The 17,092-nt window shown below is 64.9% G+C and carries 17 protein-coding genes; 12 read left to right on the forward strand and 5 right to left on the reverse strand.

Annotation, left to right across the window (positions count from 1 at the left end; translation table 11 throughout):
- Positions 1-8: 8 nt before the first annotated feature.
- From rmuC to J0L98_RS01625, 3 genes are read left to right on the forward strand one after another with little or no spacing between them, the layout of a single operon-like run.
- Complete coding sequence (rmuC, locus tag J0L98_RS01615) at positions 9-1,442, forward strand: DNA recombination protein RmuC (protein ID WP_296409627.1); 1,434 nt, start codon at positions 9-11, stop codon at positions 1,440-1,442.
- Entirely contained in the window at positions 1,442-1,858 is a 417-nt protein-coding gene (locus J0L98_RS01620; RefSeq protein WP_296409628.1) for a hypothetical protein, read from the forward strand. The genes rmuC and J0L98_RS01620 overlap by 1 nt, the downstream gene beginning before the upstream one ends.
- Positions 1,855-2,868 (forward strand): CapA family protein, encoded by a 1,014-nt coding sequence (locus J0L98_RS01625; RefSeq protein ID WP_296409629.1) that lies wholly within the window; start codon positions 1,855-1,857, stop codon positions 2,866-2,868. The genes J0L98_RS01620 and J0L98_RS01625 overlap by 4 nt, the downstream gene beginning before the upstream one ends.
- Here J0L98_RS01625 and glp read toward each other — a convergent pair.
- The 3 genes from glp to J0L98_RS01640 all read right to left on the reverse strand — a co-directional run bounded on the left by glp (position 2,844) and on the right by J0L98_RS01640 (position 6,213).
- Positions 2,844-4,097 (reverse strand): gephyrin-like molybdotransferase Glp, encoded by a 1,254-nt coding sequence (glp, locus tag J0L98_RS01630; RefSeq protein WP_296409632.1) that lies wholly within the window; start codon positions 4,095-4,097, stop codon positions 2,844-2,846. The two genes, J0L98_RS01625 and glp, sit on opposite strands and share 25 nt — an antisense overlap.
- A gap of 104 nt (positions 4,098-4,201) precedes the next feature.
- Positions 4,202-4,813 carry a xanthine phosphoribosyltransferase gene (xpt, locus tag J0L98_RS01635; protein WP_296409634.1) on the reverse strand — a complete coding sequence of 204 codons (612 nt, stop codon included), beginning with the start codon at positions 4,811-4,813 and terminating at the stop codon, positions 4,202-4,204.
- Between the two features lie 62 nt (positions 4,814-4,875).
- Positions 4,876-6,213 (reverse strand): TAXI family TRAP transporter solute-binding subunit, encoded by a 1,338-nt coding sequence (locus J0L98_RS01640; RefSeq protein WP_296409636.1) that lies wholly within the window; start codon positions 6,211-6,213, stop codon positions 4,876-4,878.
- A gap of 155 nt (positions 6,214-6,368) precedes the next feature.
- Here J0L98_RS01640 and J0L98_RS01645 point away from each other — a divergent pair, with 155 nt between their 5' ends.
- The 6 genes from J0L98_RS01645 (at position 6,369) to J0L98_RS01670 (ending at position 10,001) form a co-directional block, all read left to right on the forward strand.
- Positions 6,369-7,343, forward strand: coding sequence for a tRNA-dihydrouridine synthase (locus J0L98_RS01645; protein WP_296409637.1), 975 nt, complete (start codon positions 6,369-6,371; stop codon positions 7,341-7,343).
- Positions 7,344-7,352: 9 nt separating this feature from the next.
- On the forward strand, positions 7,353-8,048 hold the full coding sequence (locus J0L98_RS01650) for a methyltransferase domain-containing protein (RefSeq protein ID WP_296409638.1): 696 nt from the start codon (positions 7,353-7,355) through the stop codon (positions 8,046-8,048).
- Positions 8,045-8,755: a UPF0149 family protein gene (locus J0L98_RS01655; protein WP_296409639.1), complete on the forward strand. Its 711-nt coding sequence runs from the start codon at positions 8,045-8,047 to the stop codon at positions 8,753-8,755. Before J0L98_RS01650 ends, J0L98_RS01655 begins: the two co-directional genes overlap by 4 nt.
- Positions 8,756-8,758: 3 nt before the next feature.
- On the forward strand, positions 8,759-9,091 hold the full coding sequence (locus tag J0L98_RS01660; protein ID WP_296409640.1) for a YkgJ family cysteine cluster protein: 333 nt from the start codon (positions 8,759-8,761) through the stop codon (positions 9,089-9,091).
- A gap of 109 nt (positions 9,092-9,200) precedes the next feature.
- Entirely contained in the window at positions 9,201-9,686 is a 486-nt protein-coding gene (lysM, locus tag J0L98_RS01665; RefSeq protein WP_296409641.1) for a peptidoglycan-binding protein LysM, read from the forward strand.
- Positions 9,687-9,782: 96 nt separating this feature from the next.
- A complete protein-coding gene (locus tag J0L98_RS01670) occupies positions 9,783-10,001 on the forward strand; it encodes an RNA-binding S4 domain-containing protein (protein ID WP_296403361.1) in 219 nt (72 codons plus the stop codon).
- Between the two features lie 18 nt (positions 10,002-10,019).
- On the opposite strand, the gene gstA is transcribed toward J0L98_RS01670, so the two are convergent.
- Positions 10,020-10,628, reverse strand: coding sequence for a glutathione transferase GstA (gene gstA, locus J0L98_RS01675; protein ID WP_296409642.1), 609 nt, complete (start codon positions 10,626-10,628; stop codon positions 10,020-10,022).
- A gap of 22 nt (positions 10,629-10,650) precedes the next feature.
- Entirely contained in the window at positions 10,651-11,037 is a 387-nt protein-coding gene (locus J0L98_RS01680; protein WP_296409643.1) for a YchJ family metal-binding protein, read from the reverse strand.
- A gap of 208 nt (positions 11,038-11,245) precedes the next feature.
- On the opposite strand from J0L98_RS01680, the gene J0L98_RS01685 reads away from it, so the two are divergent.
- The 3 genes from J0L98_RS01685 (at position 11,246) to acnB (ending at position 17,001) form a co-directional block, all read left to right on the forward strand.
- Entirely contained in the window at positions 11,246-13,792 is a 2,547-nt protein-coding gene (locus J0L98_RS01685) for an ATP-binding protein (RefSeq protein WP_296409644.1), read from the forward strand.
- Between the two features lie 19 nt (positions 13,793-13,811).
- Positions 13,812-14,198 (forward strand): response regulator, encoded by a 387-nt coding sequence (locus J0L98_RS01690; RefSeq protein ID WP_296409645.1) that lies wholly within the window; start codon positions 13,812-13,814, stop codon positions 14,196-14,198.
- A 205-nt stretch (positions 14,199-14,403) separates the two neighbouring features.
- Positions 14,404-17,001, forward strand: a complete 2,598-nt coding sequence (gene acnB / locus J0L98_RS01695) for a bifunctional aconitate hydratase 2/2-methylisocitrate dehydratase (RefSeq protein WP_296409646.1) — start codon at positions 14,404-14,406, stop codon at positions 16,999-17,001.
- Positions 17,002-17,092 lie beyond the last annotated feature (91 nt).

A 17,092-nucleotide genomic window follows, 5' to 3' on the forward strand; every position in this document is an offset into this window, starting at 1 on the left:
CTTCGGCGATGAATCCCGAGTCCGCCCCTGTCCTGCCTGCCCTTCTCCCCTGGCTGTTTGCTGCCCTTGCCGTGCTCCTGGCCGGCGTGGTTTACCTGATCTTCAGGTTGCACCGACTGGAGCGCGGGCGTGAGACGCTGGCCGACGAGCTCGGTGCTCGCCTCGAGAGCCTCTTCGGGCACCAGCAGCTGCATTTCGTGCGTGAGTTGCAGGCCGCTTCGACCACCGCCAGCGATCGGGTGATGGACATGGTGGCGGGTGAGACCGATCGCCTGCGCGAGCGTCTCGAAGGCGGTGAGGCGGCCTCCCGTCACGCCCTCCAGCAGCTCCACCTGGCCTTGGTCGGGCAGCTCGGCAAGCACCAGGAGGGCACGGCCCTGCGCCTGGCCGAGCTGGCCGGCGCCATCGCTGCGGGTCAGGAAAAATTGCGCAGCGAGATGATGGCCGAAACGCTCAAGACCCTCTCTGAACACGCCCGTGCCGACCGGGAGCTGCTGCAGAGCGGCCTCAAGGGCGCCTCCGAACAACTCACCCACAGCATCGAGGCCATGAACCGCACCGTCGGCGAGCGGCTTGAGGCCATCACCGGGCACGTCAACCAGCGGCTGGACGAGGGCTTCCGCAAGACCAACGAGACCTTCACCAGCGTGATGGCCCGCCTCGCCACCATCGACGAGGCGCAGAAGAAGATCGGCGATCTGACCACCAACGTGGTCAGCCTGCAGGAGCTGCTGGGTGACAAGCGCGCCCGGGGTGCTTTCGGCGAGGTTCAGCTGGAAGCTCTGGTGCGCAACGCCCTACCGCCGGAGGCCTTCGACTTCCAGTATTCCCTGCCCAACGGCACCCGCGCCGACTGTGTGCTGCGCCTGCCCGAGCCCACCGGCATGGTGGTGGTTGACTCCAAGTTCCCCCTTGAGAACTACCACCGCATGTTCGAGGGCGAGGTGGGCGACCTGGAGCGCCGCGCCGCCCAGACGGCCTTCCGCAATGACGTGAAGAAGCACGTGGATGCCATCGCCGGCAAGTACATCCTCCCGGAAGTGACCTCCGACGGTGCGGTGATGTTCATCCCGGCCGAGGCCGTTTTTGCCGAGATCCACGCCTACCACCCGGAGGTGGTGGCCTATGCCATGACGCGCCGGGTGTGGATCGTCTCGCCCACCACCCTGATGGCCGTGCTCAATACGGCCCGGGCGGTGCTTAAGGATGTGGAGACGCGCAAGCAGATTCATGTCATCAAGGACGCCCTCGGTAAGCTGGCCAAGGATTTCAACCGTTTCGACGAACGCATGCAGAAGCTCGCCACCCACATCCGCCAGGCGGGTGAAGACGTGGCCGAGGTGCAGACCTCGTCGCGCAAGATCAGCGCCCATTTCCAGCGCATCGAGGCCGCGCAGCTGGACGAGTTTCCGGTGGCGCTGCCCGGAGCAGGAGAGGCTTGATGAAAGTAGCGTTCCTCCCCGTCTGGCTGGCGTGCATGGCGTCCGGCTTGAGTGCGTCGGCCCTTGCCGGTGCCGCCCCGCGCATTGATTGTCATGTCACCTATGGCGGCGAAACGCGGATCCACAGCGCAACGCACGTGGACAGCCCTTACGGCGTCGACGCTGTCGCGGTGGGCAGCTACTTCCTCTTCAAGCTGGTTTTTCAGGCCCGGCCGGCGGACATCGCCGGGGTGCGGATCTACACCTACGTGGACAGGGAGCAGGGCCCTGTTCCCATCCACCAAGCCAGTTATGCCCTGCCCAGGCCGGGCCTCCGGGGCGAGCATGGCTTCACCGGCCTGCAGCGGGTCTATGAGCCGGTGCGTGACAGCGAGCTTGAGTTCTGGTGCGAGCAGCGTACGGAGGTGCGGCGATGAAGGCCATCAAGACCCTGTTTGCGGCCCTACTGACCGCCACGGCAACACTCGCCACGGCGGCCGATCTGGAGCTGCTCTTTGCCGGCGACATCATGCTCGACGATGGTCCGGGCCGGGCGCAGGCTGCGGGGCGCGACCCGCTGGCCGCCTTCGCGTCGATCCTCGGCCGGGCTGACTACCGCATCGGCAATCTGGAATGTCCGGTGGCCACCACTGGTGCGCCGCTGGCCAACAAGATCTACAGTTTCCGTGCCCACCCAAGGGTGCTGGCTGCGGTCCAGGGGCGTTTCGATGCCCTGGCCCTGTCCAACAACCATTCAGGCGATTACGGGCAGGAGGGTTTTGTCGACACCATGCGCCATCTGGAGGCCGCGGGCATCCGCTACTTCGGCGGTGGGCGCAACCTGGCCGAAGCCCATGAACCCCTGTGGATCACGCGCAAGGGTCTGCGCGTCGCGGTGCTGGGCTATAACGAGTTCAAGCCCCGTTCTTTCGAAGCCGGGGCCAGCCGGTCAGGCATTGCCTGGAGCGAGGACAGCCAGGTGCTGTCGGATATCCGTGCCGCGCGCAAGGCCGGCGCCGACCTGGTGATTCCCTTCATGCACTGGGGCTGGGAGCGGGAGCCCGTGCCCTCGGCCCGGCAGCGCCAGCTGGCCCGTCGCATGATCGATGCGGGGGCCGCCGCCGTGGTGGGCGGCCACCCCCATGTGACCCAAGGGGCCGAGATCTACAAGGGGCGGCCGATCATCTACAGCCTGGGCAACTTCGTCTTCGACGGCTTCGAGTTGCCGGCCGCCCGGGTGGGTTGGCTGCTCAGCCTGAGCCTGGACCGACGAGGCGTGACTGCCTGGCATACGGTAGAGGCGCGCATGGACGAGGAAGGCCTGCCGTTACCGGCAGAACAGGCGGAGACACCCTGCGGCAAGCGGGGTGACAGGCAGCCGCGGCTGTGTCGTGCAGGTGTGCTGGTCGAAGCGCTTCCGTCTCAGACCAGCCCGTCGAACAACTGAACGTCCACGGTGTCACCCGGGGCCACGTCGCCCTGGCTTTCCCCCAGCACGATGAAACAGTTGGCTTCCGACATGGAGCGCAGGATGCCGGAGCCCTGGGCGGCTGCAGGGCGCACCTCCCAGGCGCCATCCTCACGGAGCAGGTGCCCCCGCAGGTATTCCTGGCGGCCAGCCGACTTGCGAATGGCGGTGGTGCAGGTCATCGGGATCAGCGGGCGCTCGGGCAGGGGCGTGACGCCGGCAATCTTCAGCAGCGCGTCCATCACGAACTGATAGTAGGTCACCATCACGGCCACCGGGTTGCCGGGCAGGCCGAACATCCAGGTGTTGCCGATACGGCCGAAGGCCATGGGCCGGCCGGGCTTGATGTCGATCTTCCAGAAGTTCACCTCGCCGAGCCTGTCCATCAAAGTACGGATGAAGTCGGCATCCCCGACAGACACGCCGCCACTGCTCAGGATCACGTCGGACGACGCAGCGGCCGAGCAGAAGGCGGTTTCGATGGCCTCGGGGCGGTCGGGAATCACGCCCATGTCCACGAGGTCGCAACCCAGGCGGGTCAGCACGCCGTGGAGGGTGTAGCGGTTGGAGTCGTAGACCTGGCCGGGTTCCGCGGGGCTGCCGATGCTGGCGAGTTCGTCGCCGGTGGAGAAGAAAGCCACGCGCAGGCGGCGGGCGACACACAGCTCGGCCAGGCCCAGGGAGGCCACGAGGCCAAGATCGGCGGGCCCGATCCGCTTGCCCCGGGAGATCGCCACGCTGCCTTCAGACAGGTCTTCGCCTGCCCGGCGGACGTTCTGCCCGTGCTGGACCCCGGCGGAGATGAGGACGTGTTCTCCGTCCGTCCTGACCTTCTCCTGCATCACCACACTGTCTGCGCCCGCGGGCATGACGCCGCCCGTCATGATGCGGACGGCCTGCCCCGCACCGACGACGCCGGAGAAGCTTCGCCCCGCAAATGCGCTGCCGATCACACGGAAGGACCGCTCCCCGATGCCATCGGGCAGATCTTCCGCACGCAGGGCGTAGCCATCCATGGCGGAGTTGTCGTGGGCCGGCACATTGAAGGGGGCGATCACATCTTCCCGCAGGACGCGCCCAAGTGCGTCGCGGATGGCGACCCGTTCCCAGCCATCGATGGGGCTGACCGCGCCCAGGATGCGGTTGCGGGCCTCCTCCACCGAAAGCGATGTGCGCGGAGCGGTGGTCGCGCCGGTCTCCAAACTCATGTCATGACTCCGGGGGCGGGGTAAAGAACCTTAATAACACAGCCTTGTCCCGCTTCCCATTGATGCGTGATTGCCGGGCTGAAGGCGTACGTAAGAGGGCTGGTTCAAGCCTCGCGCGGCTGGGTCAGGATGGCGCGGTCGTGATCCAGCCGCTCCACCTGGGCCAGGGTGGCCACAGGGACCTGCAGCGCTTCGATGTGCTCGCGCCCCAGCTTGAAGCGTTTCTCGACCACAAAGCCGGCCCCCAGCACCTCGGCACCGGCTTCCCGGGCCATTTCGATCAGGGCCGTGGCGGTACGCCCGTTGGCGAGGAAGTCGTCCACCAGCACGATGCGCTGGCCCGGCTTGATGTAGCGGGTGGACAGCACCAGGCGGGTCTCGCCGCCCTTGGTGGGTGAGGGAATGATGCGCGATATGGAAGGGGGCTCGACCTGGGGCGAATATTTCTTGGCGTATACCAGGGGCACGTTGAGGGTCTTGGCGACGATCAGGGCCGGGGCGATGCCGCTGGCCTCGGCGGTGAGGACGATGTTGGGTTGGAAGAAGGACAGGCGCCGGGCCAACTCGTGGGCCAGCTCAAAGATGAATCCGGGCTCAATGCGATGATTGAGGAAGTGGTCGATGCGCAGGATCTCGCCGCGCTCGACGGTGGCTTCGGTTTCAATGCGGCGGACCAGGGGGGCGTAAGGGGCGGTGAGGTCGAGGTGCGGGCTCATGGGGTCAGGGGGCGTGGAGCCGGATCGGCAGGGCTTGCGGGTCGATTGTAGCGATTCGACATTCAGGCGTCCGTGGCGGTTTCCGCAAGTGTGTGCAGGCGGCTGCGGACGAGGGCAATGTGTTCGCGCAGGGTATAGAGCTCGTTACTGAACGCCAGGGGTAGTTTGCGGTGGGTTGCGCGCTCCTCAATGCGATCGAGGCGGGCCAGAAAGTCGGCCACGTGGTCGGCGCTGGGGGGCGTCCGGTCGCGGTCGATCTCGGCCTCGAGGAACTTCAATTCTCCGTACCAGCGATACACCCGGGCGCGCATGCGCCAATTGTAGAGCGCCGGCAGTACCCGCGAGAGGGGAATCACCACTGCGATGAGGGGTAACAGCATGACGAACAGGCGGTCGATCAGTACCGCCAGCCAGAAGGGCAGGTAGCGCTGCAGGAAGGGTGGGCCGCTATCGTAGAAACGCTGGGCCGAGGGGTGCAGGGGCAGGGCATGATCGAGGGGCCGGGGGAAGGCATTGGCCCCCTGGAGCAGCCCCGGTGCGCCATGGATTTCCCGGGCATGCTTGAGCAGCAGGGTGACGATGGCCGGGTGAATGTCGGCCTTTGCCACCAGGTTGGCCGTGGCGGCCACGAGCTGGATGTCGCGGGGGGGCTGGTCGGTGCGGATGTCGACAGCACCGCGGGGCAGGGTGATTCTGCCAAGGTGCGGAAAATGACGACCGTAGCCCTCGGCCTGGGCGAAGTTGAGCAGTTTGATGCCCTCGCTGTGGAGCAAGGCGTTCACCACCGGTGCCTGGGGGGCACCCACCACGAAGAAGGCATCCACCTCGCCGCGCTTGAGGGCGTCAACGGCGTCGGCGCCGCCGATCGGACGCAATTGCGGGTCGTTGGTGGCGAAGCCGTTGGCCGCCAGGAGCTGCAGGGCAAAGAGTTGTGCGCCGCTGCCGGGCAGGCCCACGGCAATGCGACGCCCACGTAGCTGGGCAACCCGGTCCAGCTCCCCATTGCCCCGGTAGAAGACCCACACGGGTTCCAGGTACATGCTGCCCAGGGTGGTCAGATCCTCCGACTCCGGCTCGTTGGCGATGCCGCCCTGAATGAAGGCCAGGTCCACACTGTCATCGGTCTTGAGCCGCCGCAGGTTTTCCACGGCGCCTGAGGAGGGACGAAGCTCCACCTCGATGCCGTCCTGGGCGAGCTTCTCCCGGTAGCGCTCACCGAAATAGTGATAGGCCCCACCCGCAGCACCGGTGCTCATGACGATCTTCTTGGGGGCCGCCGGGCGCACGAACTGCCACGCCAGGGCGAAGGCGGCGATGATCAGGATCAGGGCCGGCAGGGCAAAGATCAGCAGGTCGCGGCGGTTCGGGGCGTCACTGGAAGTGTGGGTCAGGCGTCGCATGGCGCGGGGCTCTCCGGCGGGCAGGGGCAATTGAGAGGCTGGCTGCGGATATTACCGCCCGGCATCGGGCTGCGGCGCAAAGTCCTTTGTTGCAGCGCCATGTTGCGTTACATTGCGCGCCCGGCCAAGCCTTGAATGAAAACGATTTTTCCCCCATGACGCGCCTCATCCTCGCTCCGATGGAAGGCCTTGCGGACGATGTTCTCCGCGAGGTGCTGACCCGCGTCGAGGCCTACGACCATGCGGTGACCGAGTTTGTGCGGGTTTCCGGCACCGTCCTGCCCCTGCGGGCCTTCACCCGGCTGTCACCCGAGCTGCGCAGCGCTAGCGCGACATCCAGCGGTACGCCGGTGCGGGTGCAGTTGCTGGGGTCCGATCCGGCCTGCATGGCCGACAATGCGGCCCAACTGGTGCGTCTGGCGCCGGCCGGGGTGGATCTGAATTTCGGCTGCCCGGCGCCCACGGTCAATCGCCACCGGGGCGGGGCGGCCCTCCTTGATGAGCCGGAATTGTTGCACGCCATCGCCAGCGCCGTGCGCAAGGCCGTGCCACCGCATATTCCCTTTACGGCCAAGATGCGCCTGGGTGTCACCGACACCGGCCGGGCCCTCGACTGCGGGCGGGCACTGGCCGAGGGGGGCGTGGATGGCCTGGTGGTGCACGCCCGTACCAAGACCGACGGATATCGCCCGCCGGCCCACTGGGAGTGGGTGGGGCGCATTGCCGACGTGGTGGCGGTGCCGGTTGTAGCCAACGGGGAAGTCTGGAACGAGGATGACTGGCGGCGCTGCCGTGCGGTGAGCGGAGCGAGTGACGTGATGCTGGGTCGCGGTGCGGTGGCCGACCCTTTCCTGGCGCGACGCATCCGTGCCGGTGCCGTCGAGGCCCCCCGGCGGGATGCGGAATGGGCCGAGCTGCAGCCCCTTATCGGCGAGTTCTGGCAGCGTGTGCTGATCAAGGTGGAAGCCCGCCATGCGCCGGGCCGCCTGAAGCAGTGGCTCAACCTGCTGCGGCGTAACTTCATCGCGGCGGAACAGCTCTACCTGGCGGTGCGGCCCGAGCGGGACGTTGAACGGGTCAATCAGGTGCTGGGCGCCCACGGCATACCGGTGCTCTGGGCTGCCGCGTAGAATTGCCGGATGTACGCCAACTCCAAGATACCCGAGAGCGCCCAGCCGGGTGTTCATGAACAGCTCGCGGCGCAGGTGGCCAAGCACGCCAGCAGCGCATTCCGCAAACCCTGTCTCGACTACAACAAGGCCGCCTTCGAGGCCAGCCTGAGCGGATGGGATGGCCGCGCGCCCCTCATCCTCGATGCCGGATGCGGTGTGGGTCACAGCACCATCCAGCTGGCCCGGGCGTTTCCCGACCACTGGGTGATCGGCGTGGATCAGTCGGAAGACCGCCTCAGCCGAAAGAAACCCTATCCCGATGCCCTGATGCCCCACAATATGGTTTTTGTGCGGGCCGATCTCGTGGACTACTGGCGTCTGATGGCCGAAGCCGGCATCCGCCTGGCCCGCCATTACATCCTGTATCCCAACCCCTGGCCCAAGATCGGCCACCTGGGCCGACGCTGGCATGCACACCCCGTGTTTCCCTATGTTCCGCGACTGGGCGGGCGGCTGGAATGCCGCAGTAACTGGAACATTTACGTGGAAGAATTTGCCTTGGCCCTGGGCTTGCTCACCGGCCATCGGGTGGAGACGAGCGCGTTCGAGGCGCCGTCGCCCCTCACTCCCTTTGAACGCAAGTACCGGGATTCCGGCCAGACCCTTTACCGGTGTGTGGTGGAGCTCGAACCCCGACCGACCCTGGAGGAAACCCATTCATGAACGCACCCCAATACACGCCCCTATCCGATGAGGAACTGGAGCAACTGGAAGAACTGCTGGTGTCCGACGATGTGCCCGCCGACTGCATGAACCTGGAAATGCTCGACGGCTACCTGGCGGCCATTGTCACCTCACCGCTGCCCATTCCGGTCGAGAACTGGCTCCCTGCCGTATGGACTGCCGATGAGGGCGAGGTGGGTTTCGGCGCCGGTGCAACGCTGCAGAAGGCCATCGCGCTGGTGCTGCGCTATTACAACGAGCTGGTCTCCACCATCGGCGATGAGGAAGGTGACGAGGAGGGTGAGGCGGAAGGCTGGCAACCGTTCTGTTATGCCCAGGGGGGTGATGACGATCCGGCCATCGGGGAAGAATGGAGCACCGGCTTTGAGCAGGGCTTCGAGATGTGGCCCTCCGAGTGGCCTGACAAGGTGGGTGATACGACCATCGCCGAGGCGCTTCTCGAAACCATCCTTGGCCCCGAGGAAGAAGCTGCCGCCCCCGCCGACCTGGAGACGCAACTCGCGGCCCTTGAGGAGAAAGGCATCGCCGTCCAGCACCTCTATCAGACCTGGCGTGCCATGGGCTTGCCGGCTCCCGAGTTCCTCGTCGTGGGTGCGGCAAGCGCGGCAACGGGTGGGCCTGGGCGCAACGAGGCTTGCCCCTGCGGCAGCGGCAAGAAGTACAAAAAATGCTGTGGGGCCAACTGATTCGTGGCTGAGCCCTGTCTGAGTTGCGGCGCCTGCTGTGCCAGCTTCCGGGTGGATTTTCACGTCGCAGACCTGGAAACCACGCCCGGTGGCTGTGTGCCGGTGGCCCTGACGGTGCCCGTCACCGCCACCCTGATGCGCATGCGCGGCACCGACGAGGGGCCGCCACGCTGCATTGCACTGGCGGGGGAGGTCGGGCAGCAGGCGAGCTGCACGATTTACGAGAATCGCCCCGGCCCGTGCCGGGACTTCGCGCCCTTCGCCGCGCTGGGCATCGGTGATGAGGGCTGCGCCCGGGCACGCCGTCGCCACGGCCTGACACCGCTGGGCGAGTGACAACGTTCCGGCCGGCTTCCATTCGAGACAGTAAGTCACAAAAACTTGATGCCATTGTCAGTGCGAGGGACTAGGCTGTACCTCCCCCAATCAACACAAGGAGCACTTCATGGGTTTGCTGAGTTTTGTGCGTGAAGCTGGCGAGAAGCTTTTCGGCCGCAAGGATGTGGAACAGGCCAAGGCCGACAATGCCCAGGACAAGCTCGCCGAGCTGAACCAGAAGGCCGCAGCGTCGATCACCACCTACATTGCTGCCCAGGGTTTCGATACCAGCGGCCTGACAGTGGCCTTCGACGGCGCGAGCAGCACGGTGTCGGTGGGTGGCGTGGTGGCCGATCAGGCGACCCGCGAGAAGGTGCTCCTGTGCTGCGGCAACGTGGACGGTGTGGAGCACGTCAATGACAGCCTCACCGTCACCAATCCCGAGCCCGAGGCCCAGTTTCATACGGTTGCCCGGGGCGACACCCTGTCGGCGATTGCCAAGACCTACTATGGCAACGCCAATGCCTACATGAAGATCTTCGACGCCAACAAGCCCATGCTGGGTCATCCGGACAAGATCTACCCGGGCCAGAAACTTCGCATTCCCGCCTGACGCGGTGTAGGCGCTTTCCGGATTGGCGGATCGTGTCGGCTCTGACACAATCCGCCCTTCCTGCAGTATTACTGCATCATTCCGGAGCCTGCCGCCATGACCATCCGCTTCCCCGTCGAAGGTGATTTCATTCAGCTCGATCAGCTCCTCAAGGCGGTTGGCCTGTGCGGATCGGGGGGCGAAGCCAAGCAGCGCGTGGCCGATGGCGATGTGCAGGTGGATGGGGAGATCGAGAACCGCAAGCGGGCCAAACTGCGCCCGGGCCAGCGGGTCGATTTTGCCGGGGAAACCATCGAGCTCGTGACCGAAGGCTGACCCGGCTTTCCGGGCTGCTCAGCGCTTCAGGCCTTCCGCCTCCATGGCGGCCTGAACGCTGGGCCGCGCACCGACGCGCTCCAGGTAGGCGCCCAGGCTCGGCCACGGCGAGAGGTCCACGGCGACAAGGCGAGTCCACGTCAACACCGTAAACAGATAGGCATCAGCCACGGTGAAAGCCTCACCCGTCAGATAGGGCCTGCCTTCCAGCACCTGGGCTGCGATGGGCAGACGGCGGGCAAGGTTGGCCCGCGCGGCTTCCTTGGCCTCTTCCGTTGCGGCGGGGTTGAACAGGGGGCTGAAGTTTTTGTGCAGCTCCGTACCGATGAAGGTCAGCCATTCCTGGACGCGCGCCCGTTCCAGGGTGCCGCAGGGCGGGGCGAGACGGCGTTCCGGCACCTGGTCGGCCAGATACTGGACGATGGCTGGGCCTTCCGTCAGTAGTTCGCCATTGTCCAGTTCGAGAGCGGGGACATAGCCCTTCGGGTTGATCGTCGTGTAGTCCACCCCCGATGCGGTCTGGCGGGTGCGCAGGTTCACCTTTTCGAGGGTGAAGTCGAAGCCGGCTTCCCGCAGCACGATATGCGGGGAGAGGGAGCATACGCCGGGCGAAAAATAGAGTTTCATCGTTTTTCTTCCTCCTGATGGGTCACTTTGGGTGGATGTCGCCATCCGTGTAGAGCCAGCGTCCGTCCTCAAGAACGAAGCGGCTCGTTTCATGCAGCCGGTAAGCCCGGCCACCGATCTTGTAGCGTGCCACGAATTCGACTGTGGCATGGCTCGCATCAATGGAACGACAGGCCTTGATCTCAAGGCCAAGCCACTTTGTCGCCCCATCTTCCGCAAGGTTCAATGAGTCCGGCCGATGGGCGGGGTGCCAGGTGGCCCGGAGGTAGTGCTCGTGCCCGAGGGTGTAGGCCGTGTAGCGGGAGCGCATCAGCGCCTCGGCATTGGGGGCCGGACGTTCGCCGCTCAGGTAAGGGCCGCAGCAGCGTGCGTGGTCGGTGGAGGCGCCGCAAGGGCATGGGGATGGCATGACTCAGACTCGGGCAGGCGAATGGATACTCATTCTCGACCGTCGGGATCGATTCGATCAAGCGCCAGGCCGGACCCTCTTGAGAATCCAGCGCCCGGGCCGATAAGTGTCGGGCAGGTCTCCGACGACTTCGAGAATGGCCGGCACCGGTGCACTCAATAATATTTGGTCTGGCGCCCATGACGGGAGGCCAGCGAGGGACGCAGACATGGGACTCAAGCAGTGGATGGGTGGAATTCGCGGCAAGCTGATCGGGATCTTCGTCGTGATCAAGGTGGTGCCCCTGCTGCTGCTGGCAGTGCTGGCCTGGGGCATGGCCCAGCGGCTTGGGGACGCGGTAAGCAGTCAGGCCGGAAGGATGGCCGAAACCATGCTGTCGACCATCAAGGAAGTGGGCGACGAAGCAACCGGCGACGCCATCGCCGCGCTGGATGACAAGTCCCGCGAGGCCATCGAACGCCTGACCACAGATACCGCCCGGGCCGTGGCGGCCTTCCTCTACGACCGGGATGCGGACGTGCTGCAAGCCGCGCAGGTCGAGCCGACGGAAGCGGCCTACCGCGGTTTCCTGCAGCATCGTTCCCGCGTGCTCTACCGGCATGGCGACTGGAAGCTGTCCGACGACCGGAAGCGCTGGGAACCGGCGACACCGGAGACTTGGGACAAGGCTCTCGCGGCAGATCCCGGGCAGGCCCTGTCGGACAATGCCAAGGCCTTCAGCGCCCGACCGCCGGAGTATCTCGGTCACGCCGAGAAGCGGCCTCTGTTTGTGGAAATGAGCTTCATCGACCTGCAGGGGCGCGAGCGGGTCAAGGTGACCACCGGTGATCTGACCTCCCGCGAGCTGCGGGACGTCAGCCGCCCGTCCGAAACCTTCATCAAGGCCGAGCGCTACTGGCCGGCGCTGCGCACCCTCAAGCCGGGCGAGATTCATGTTTCGGAGGTTATCGGCGCCTATGTGGGCAGCCGCGTGATCGGCCCCTACCTGCCGGCCAGTGCGGAAAAAGCGGGTATCGAATTCAGACCTGAGGCGTCCGCCTATGCCGGCACCGAGAACCCGGTTGGCAAACCCTTCCGTGCCATCGTGCGCTGGGCCACCCCGGTGTCTCGCGGCGGCAAGGTGGTGGGCTATGTCACCCTGGCCCTGGACCATGATCACCTGCGTCAGTTCACCGATCGCATCAGCCCCACGGATACGCGCTATACGCCCATCAACGATGCGATTGTCGGCAACTATGCCTTCATGTGGGATCACCGCAGCCGGGCCATTTCCCATCCACGCGACTACTTCATTCCGGGCTACGACCCCGCCACCGGCGAACCCGTTTCCCCCTGGATGGACCAATCCCTTTACGAGGCATGGCAGGCTTCCGGCAAATCGTCCCACGCATTTCTCGAGACGGTCCCGCCCTTCGACAATCAGTCCCTCAAGAAGAAGCCGGCCGCCGCAATGGTCAAGGCCGGAACGGTAGCCCTGGATTGCCGTTATCTCAATTTCTCGCCCCAGTGTGCCGGATGGAACCAACTGACCGAACAGGGCGGATCCGGCTCCTTCGTCATCTTCTTTTCCGGCCTCTGGAAGCTCACCACCGCGGCAGCCATTCCCTATTACACCGGTCAGTACGGTGAATCCCGGCGTGGCTTCGGCTTCGTGACCATCGGCGCCAACGTGGACGAGTTTCACCGGGCCGCCACCGAGTCGGCCAAGCGCATCGGACTGACCATCGCCGAGCGGAACGAGACCTTACAGACCCAGCGAGCCGGCCTGCTTGAAGCCATCCAGGACAATCTGGCCCAGACGGCGGCGGCCTTGTCCCTGTCTACGCTGCTGATGGTGGCGCTGGTGATCGTCGTGGCCATCTGGATGGCCCAGTTCATCACCCGGCGCATCACCAACATGATTCACGGGCTGGGTCAGTTCCAGCAGGGTGACCTTTCCCATCGGCTGGAGGTCCGGTCCGATGATGAGATGGGGCAGCTTGCGACGTCCTTCAACAACATGGCCGACGAAGTGCAACTGTCCTTCAAACGTTCGGAAGACGCCCGCGCCCGGGCCGAGGAGGCCAACAAGCTCAAGTCGGACTTCCTGGCCAACATGTCCCACGAGCTTCGGACACCCCTCAACGGCATTCTGGGCTACTCCGAACTGCTCGAGCTCGAACTGGCCGACCCCGGCCAGCAGGAGTACGCTGCCATCATCCACAGCTCGGGGCAGCACCTGCTGGATATCGTCAATGATCTTCTGGATCTGGCCAAGATCGAGGCAGGCCGCATCGAACTCAACCTGCAAGCCCAGGATCCGGCCCAGTTGGCGACCGAGCTGGCCGGCATCCACCGGGCCCACGCCCAGGCCAAGGGCTTGATCCTGGATCTGACACTGGAGGCAGGGGTTCCTGCGCAGTTGCTCATGGATGTGCAGCGGGTACGCCAGATTCTCAACAATCTCTTGAACAATGCGATCAAGTTCACTGACAATGGGCGGATAGACATGGTCGTCCGAGTGGAAGGTTCTCGCCTGGCCTTTGCGGTTTCAGACACCGGGCGGGGCATTCCCGAGGGGTGTCGTGAGCAGATTTTCGAGAAATTCCGTCAATTGGACCAATTCGTCACCAGGGAACAGGGCGGTACCGGCCTCGGGCTGGCATTGGCCAGGGAGCTCGCGCACCTGCTCGCGGGTGACATCGTGGTCGACTCCCGCGTTGGCGAGGGCTCGACTTTCATCCTCTATCTGCCGCTTGAGCGGCACACGGCCTGAGCAAGGTGATCTCCACGCCATGAGCGATTCTTCCGCAGCGAAAAAACGGGTACTTGTCGTTGACGACAATGCCATCAACCGGCGCCTTGCCGTCGCCTTCGTCAACCGTCTGGGCATGCTCTCCGAAGAGGCTGAAGACGGGCCCTCCGCCTTGCTGAGACTTGCGGAAGAACACTTCGACATCGTTCTGCTCGATATCAGCATGCCCGGCATGTCCGGCGAAGAAGTCCTGGCCAGGCTGCGGGCCGACGTCAAGTTCAATGGCCTTCGCATCATCGCCTATACTGCCCATGCGTTGCCCGAAGAAAAGCAGAGCCTCGTGGAGGCGGGCTTCGACGATCTGTTGATCAAACCCATCAACCTCAAGGCAGTCGAAAACGTACTCGCCGACTGCCTCAAGTCCTGAGGCAGGAGCCATCGTGTTTGCGGGATTTTAGGATTGTGCGGGCGCACAATCGGATCAGAAATAAAATATAATATATATAAGACTTGGCGCCGAGAGTTCAGAACAAGGTGCCAGTCCATTCGGGAGAGGCGCTCCGGGCCCGAAACGGCCGGTCGCTCAAGTCAGCAAACCTGTCATGTAACCACCGTCTAGGAAGGATCTACCCATGCTTGAAGCCTACCGCCAGCATGTTGCCGAGCGCGCCGCCCTCGGCATCCCGCCGCTGCCCCTGTCGAAGCAGCAAACCCAAGCCTTGGTCGAACTGTTGCAAACCCCGCCGGCCGGCGAAGAGGCCTTCCTGGTCGATCTGCTGACCCACCGTGTCCCCGCCGGTGTGGATGACGCTGCCAAGGTGAAAGCCGAGTTCCTGGCCAAGGTGGCCAAGGGTGAAGTGGCCTGTGGCCTCGTCTCCAAGGTCAAGGCCACCGAACTGCTGGGCACCATGCTCGGCGGCTACAATGTCAAGCCCCTGATCGACCTGCTTGCCGATGGCGAAACCGGCGCCGCCGCCGCTGAAGGCCTCAAGAAGACCCTGCTGGTGTTCGACTTCTTCCACGACGTCAAGGAACTCGCCGACAAGGGCAACGCCAACGCCAAGGCCGTGCTGCAGTCCTGGGCTGACGGCGAATGGTTCACCTCCCGTCCGGCTGTCCCCGCTTCCCAGAAGCTGACTGTCTTCAAGGTCACCGGTGAAACCAATACCGACGACCTGTCGCCCGCGCCGGACGCCTGGTCCCGCCCCGACATCCCGCTGCACGCGCTGGCCATGCTCAAGAACCCGCGTCCGGGCATCGAGCCTGACGAGGCGGGCGCCCGCGGCCCCCTGAAGCAACTGGAAGGCCTGGCCGCCAAGGGCAATCTGATCGCCTACGTGGGCGACGTGGTTGGTACCGGCTCCTCCCGCAAGTCCGCCACCAACTCCGTGCTGTGGTTCACCGGCGAAGACATCCCCTTCGTCCCGAACAAGCGCTTTGGCGGTGTGTGTCTGGGCTCCAAGATCGCCCCGATCTTCTTCAACACCATGGAAGATGCCGGTGCGCTGCCCATCGAGATCGACGCCGGCCAGATGGACATGGGCGACGAGATCGAGCTGCAGGTGGACGAAGCCTCCGGCAAGGTCACCGCCCTCAAGAACGGCACCGTGATCGCCGAATCTCAGCTCAAGACCCTCGTCATCCTCGACGAAGTCCGTGCTGGCGGCCGTATTCCCCTGATCATCGGTCGTGGCCTGACCACCAAGGCGCGTGAAGCCCTGGGTCTGCCCCCGTCCACCCTGTTCCGCCTGCCCCAGAACCCGGCCGACCCCGGCACCGGTTACTCCCTGGCCCAGAAGATGGTCGGCCGCGCCTGCGGCCTGCCCGAAGGCAAGGGCGTGCTGCCCGGCACCTACTGCGAGCCCAAGATGACCACCGTCGGCTCCCAGGACACTACCGGCCCGATGACCCGCGACGAGCTGAAGGATCTGGCCTGCCTCGGCTTCTCCGCCGATCTGGTGATGCAGTCCTTCTGCCACACCGCCGCCTACCCGAAGCTGGTGGACGTGAAGATGCACCGCGAGCTGCCGTCCTTCATCTCCACCCGTGGTGGCGTGTCCCTGCGTCCGGGCGACGGCGTGATCCACTCCTGGCTGAACCGCCTGCTGCTGCCCGACACCGTCGGCACCGGTGGCGACTCCCACACCCGCTTCCCGATCGGCATCTCCTTCCCGGCCGGCTCCGGCCTGGTCGCCTTTGCCGCGGCTACCGGCGTGATGCCCCTGGACATGCCGGAATCCGTGCTGGTGCGCTTCAAGGGCCAGATGCAACCGGGCATCACCCTGCGTGACCTGGTCAATGCCATCCCCCTGTACGCCATCAAGGCCGGCCTGCTGACCGTCGAGAAGAAGGGCAAGAAGAACGTCTTCTCCGGCCGCATCCTCGAAATCGAAGGTCTGCCCGATCTGAAGGTCGAGCAAGCCTTCGAACTCTCCGACGCCGCCGCCGAGCGCTCTGCCGCTGCCTGCGCGATCGCCCTGAACAAGGATCCGATCGTCGAGTACATGCGCTCCAACATCACCCTGATGAAGTGGATGATCGCCGAAGGTTACGAGGATGCCCGCACCCTCAAGCGCCGCATCAAGGCCATGGAAGACTGGATCGCCAACGGCACCCTGCTGCAGGGCGACGCCAACGCCCAGTACGCCGCCGTGATCGAGATCGATCTGGCTGAAGTCACCGAGCCGATTCTGGCCTGCCCGAACGATCCGGACGATGTGAAGGTGCTGTCCGAAGTCGCCGGCGACAAGATCGACGAAGTGTTCATCGGTTCCTGCATGACCAACATCGGCCACTTCCGTGCTGCCGGCAAGGTGCTGGAAGGCAAGTCCGACATCCCGACCCGTCTGTGGATTGCCCCGCCGACCAAGATGGATGCCCTGATCCTGACCGAAGAAGGCTACTACGGCGTTCTCGGCAAGTCCGGCGCCCGCATGGAAATGCCCGGCTGCTCCCTGTGCATGGGCAACCAGGCCCAGATCCGCAAGGGTTCCACCGCCATCTCCACCTCCACCCGCAACTTCCCGAACCGTCTGGGCATCGACACCCGTGTCTACCTGGGCTCCGCCGAACTGGCCGCCATGTGCGCCCTGGCCGGCCGGATCGTGACCAAGGAAGAGTACATGGAGCAGATCAAGGTGGTGAATGCCAAGGCAGCCGAGATTTACCGCTACATGAACTTCGACCAGATCCCCGCCTTCACTGAAGTGGCGGATACCGTCGAGATGTAACACCCCAATGCACCTCGGCCGGATGTGAGTCCGGCCCGATGCAGCAGAAAGCCCCTGACCGGGAGACCGGTCAGGGGCTTTTTTTTTGCGC

Origin of the sequence: Zoogloea sp., assembly GCF_017302315.1 — a bacterium.
Taxonomy (GTDB): Bacteria; Pseudomonadota; Gammaproteobacteria; order Burkholderiales; family Rhodocyclaceae; genus Zoogloea.

Bases quoted from the DNA above. Each gene is read 5' to 3' on its own strand.
- rmuC (WP_296409627.1), top strand. From the start codon at position 9: ATGAATCCCGAGTCCGCCCCTGTCCTGCCTGCCCTTCTCCCCTGGCTG.
- J0L98_RS01620 (WP_296409628.1), top strand. From the start codon at position 1,442: ATGAAAGTAGCGTTCCTCCCCGTCTGGCTGGCGTGCATGGCGTCCGGC.
- J0L98_RS01625 (WP_296409629.1), top strand. From the start codon at position 1,855: ATGAAGGCCATCAAGACCCTGTTTGCGGCCCTACTGACCGCCACGGCA.
- glp (WP_296409632.1), bottom strand. From the start codon at position 4,097: ATGAGTTTGGAGACCGGCGCGACCACCGCTCCGCGCACATCGCTTTCG.
- xpt (WP_296409634.1), bottom strand. From the start codon at position 4,813: ATGAGCCCGCACCTCGACCTCACCGCCCCTTACGCCCCCCTGGTCCGC.
- J0L98_RS01640 (WP_296409636.1), bottom strand. From the start codon at position 6,213: ATGCGACGCCTGACCCACACTTCCAGTGACGCCCCGAACCGCCGCGAC.
- J0L98_RS01645 (WP_296409637.1), top strand. From the start codon at position 6,369: ATGACGCGCCTCATCCTCGCTCCGATGGAAGGCCTTGCGGACGATGTT.
- J0L98_RS01650 (WP_296409638.1), top strand. From the start codon at position 7,353: ATGTACGCCAACTCCAAGATACCCGAGAGCGCCCAGCCGGGTGTTCAT.
- J0L98_RS01655 (WP_296409639.1), top strand. From the start codon at position 8,045: ATGAACGCACCCCAATACACGCCCCTATCCGATGAGGAACTGGAGCAA.
- lysM (WP_296409641.1), top strand. From the start codon at position 9,201: ATGGGTTTGCTGAGTTTTGTGCGTGAAGCTGGCGAGAAGCTTTTCGGC.
- J0L98_RS01670 (WP_296403361.1), top strand. From the start codon at position 9,783: ATGACCATCCGCTTCCCCGTCGAAGGTGATTTCATTCAGCTCGATCAG.
- gstA (WP_296409642.1), bottom strand. From the start codon at position 10,628: ATGAAACTCTATTTTTCGCCCGGCGTATGCTCCCTCTCCCCGCATATC.
- J0L98_RS01680 (WP_296409643.1), bottom strand. From the start codon at position 11,037: ATGCCATCCCCATGCCCTTGCGGCGCCTCCACCGACCACGCACGCTGC.
- J0L98_RS01685 (WP_296409644.1), top strand. From the start codon at position 11,246: ATGGGACTCAAGCAGTGGATGGGTGGAATTCGCGGCAAGCTGATCGGG.
- J0L98_RS01690 (WP_296409645.1), top strand. From the start codon at position 13,812: ATGAGCGATTCTTCCGCAGCGAAAAAACGGGTACTTGTCGTTGACGAC.
- acnB (WP_296409646.1), top strand. From the start codon at position 14,404: ATGCTTGAAGCCTACCGCCAGCATGTTGCCGAGCGCGCCGCCCTCGGC.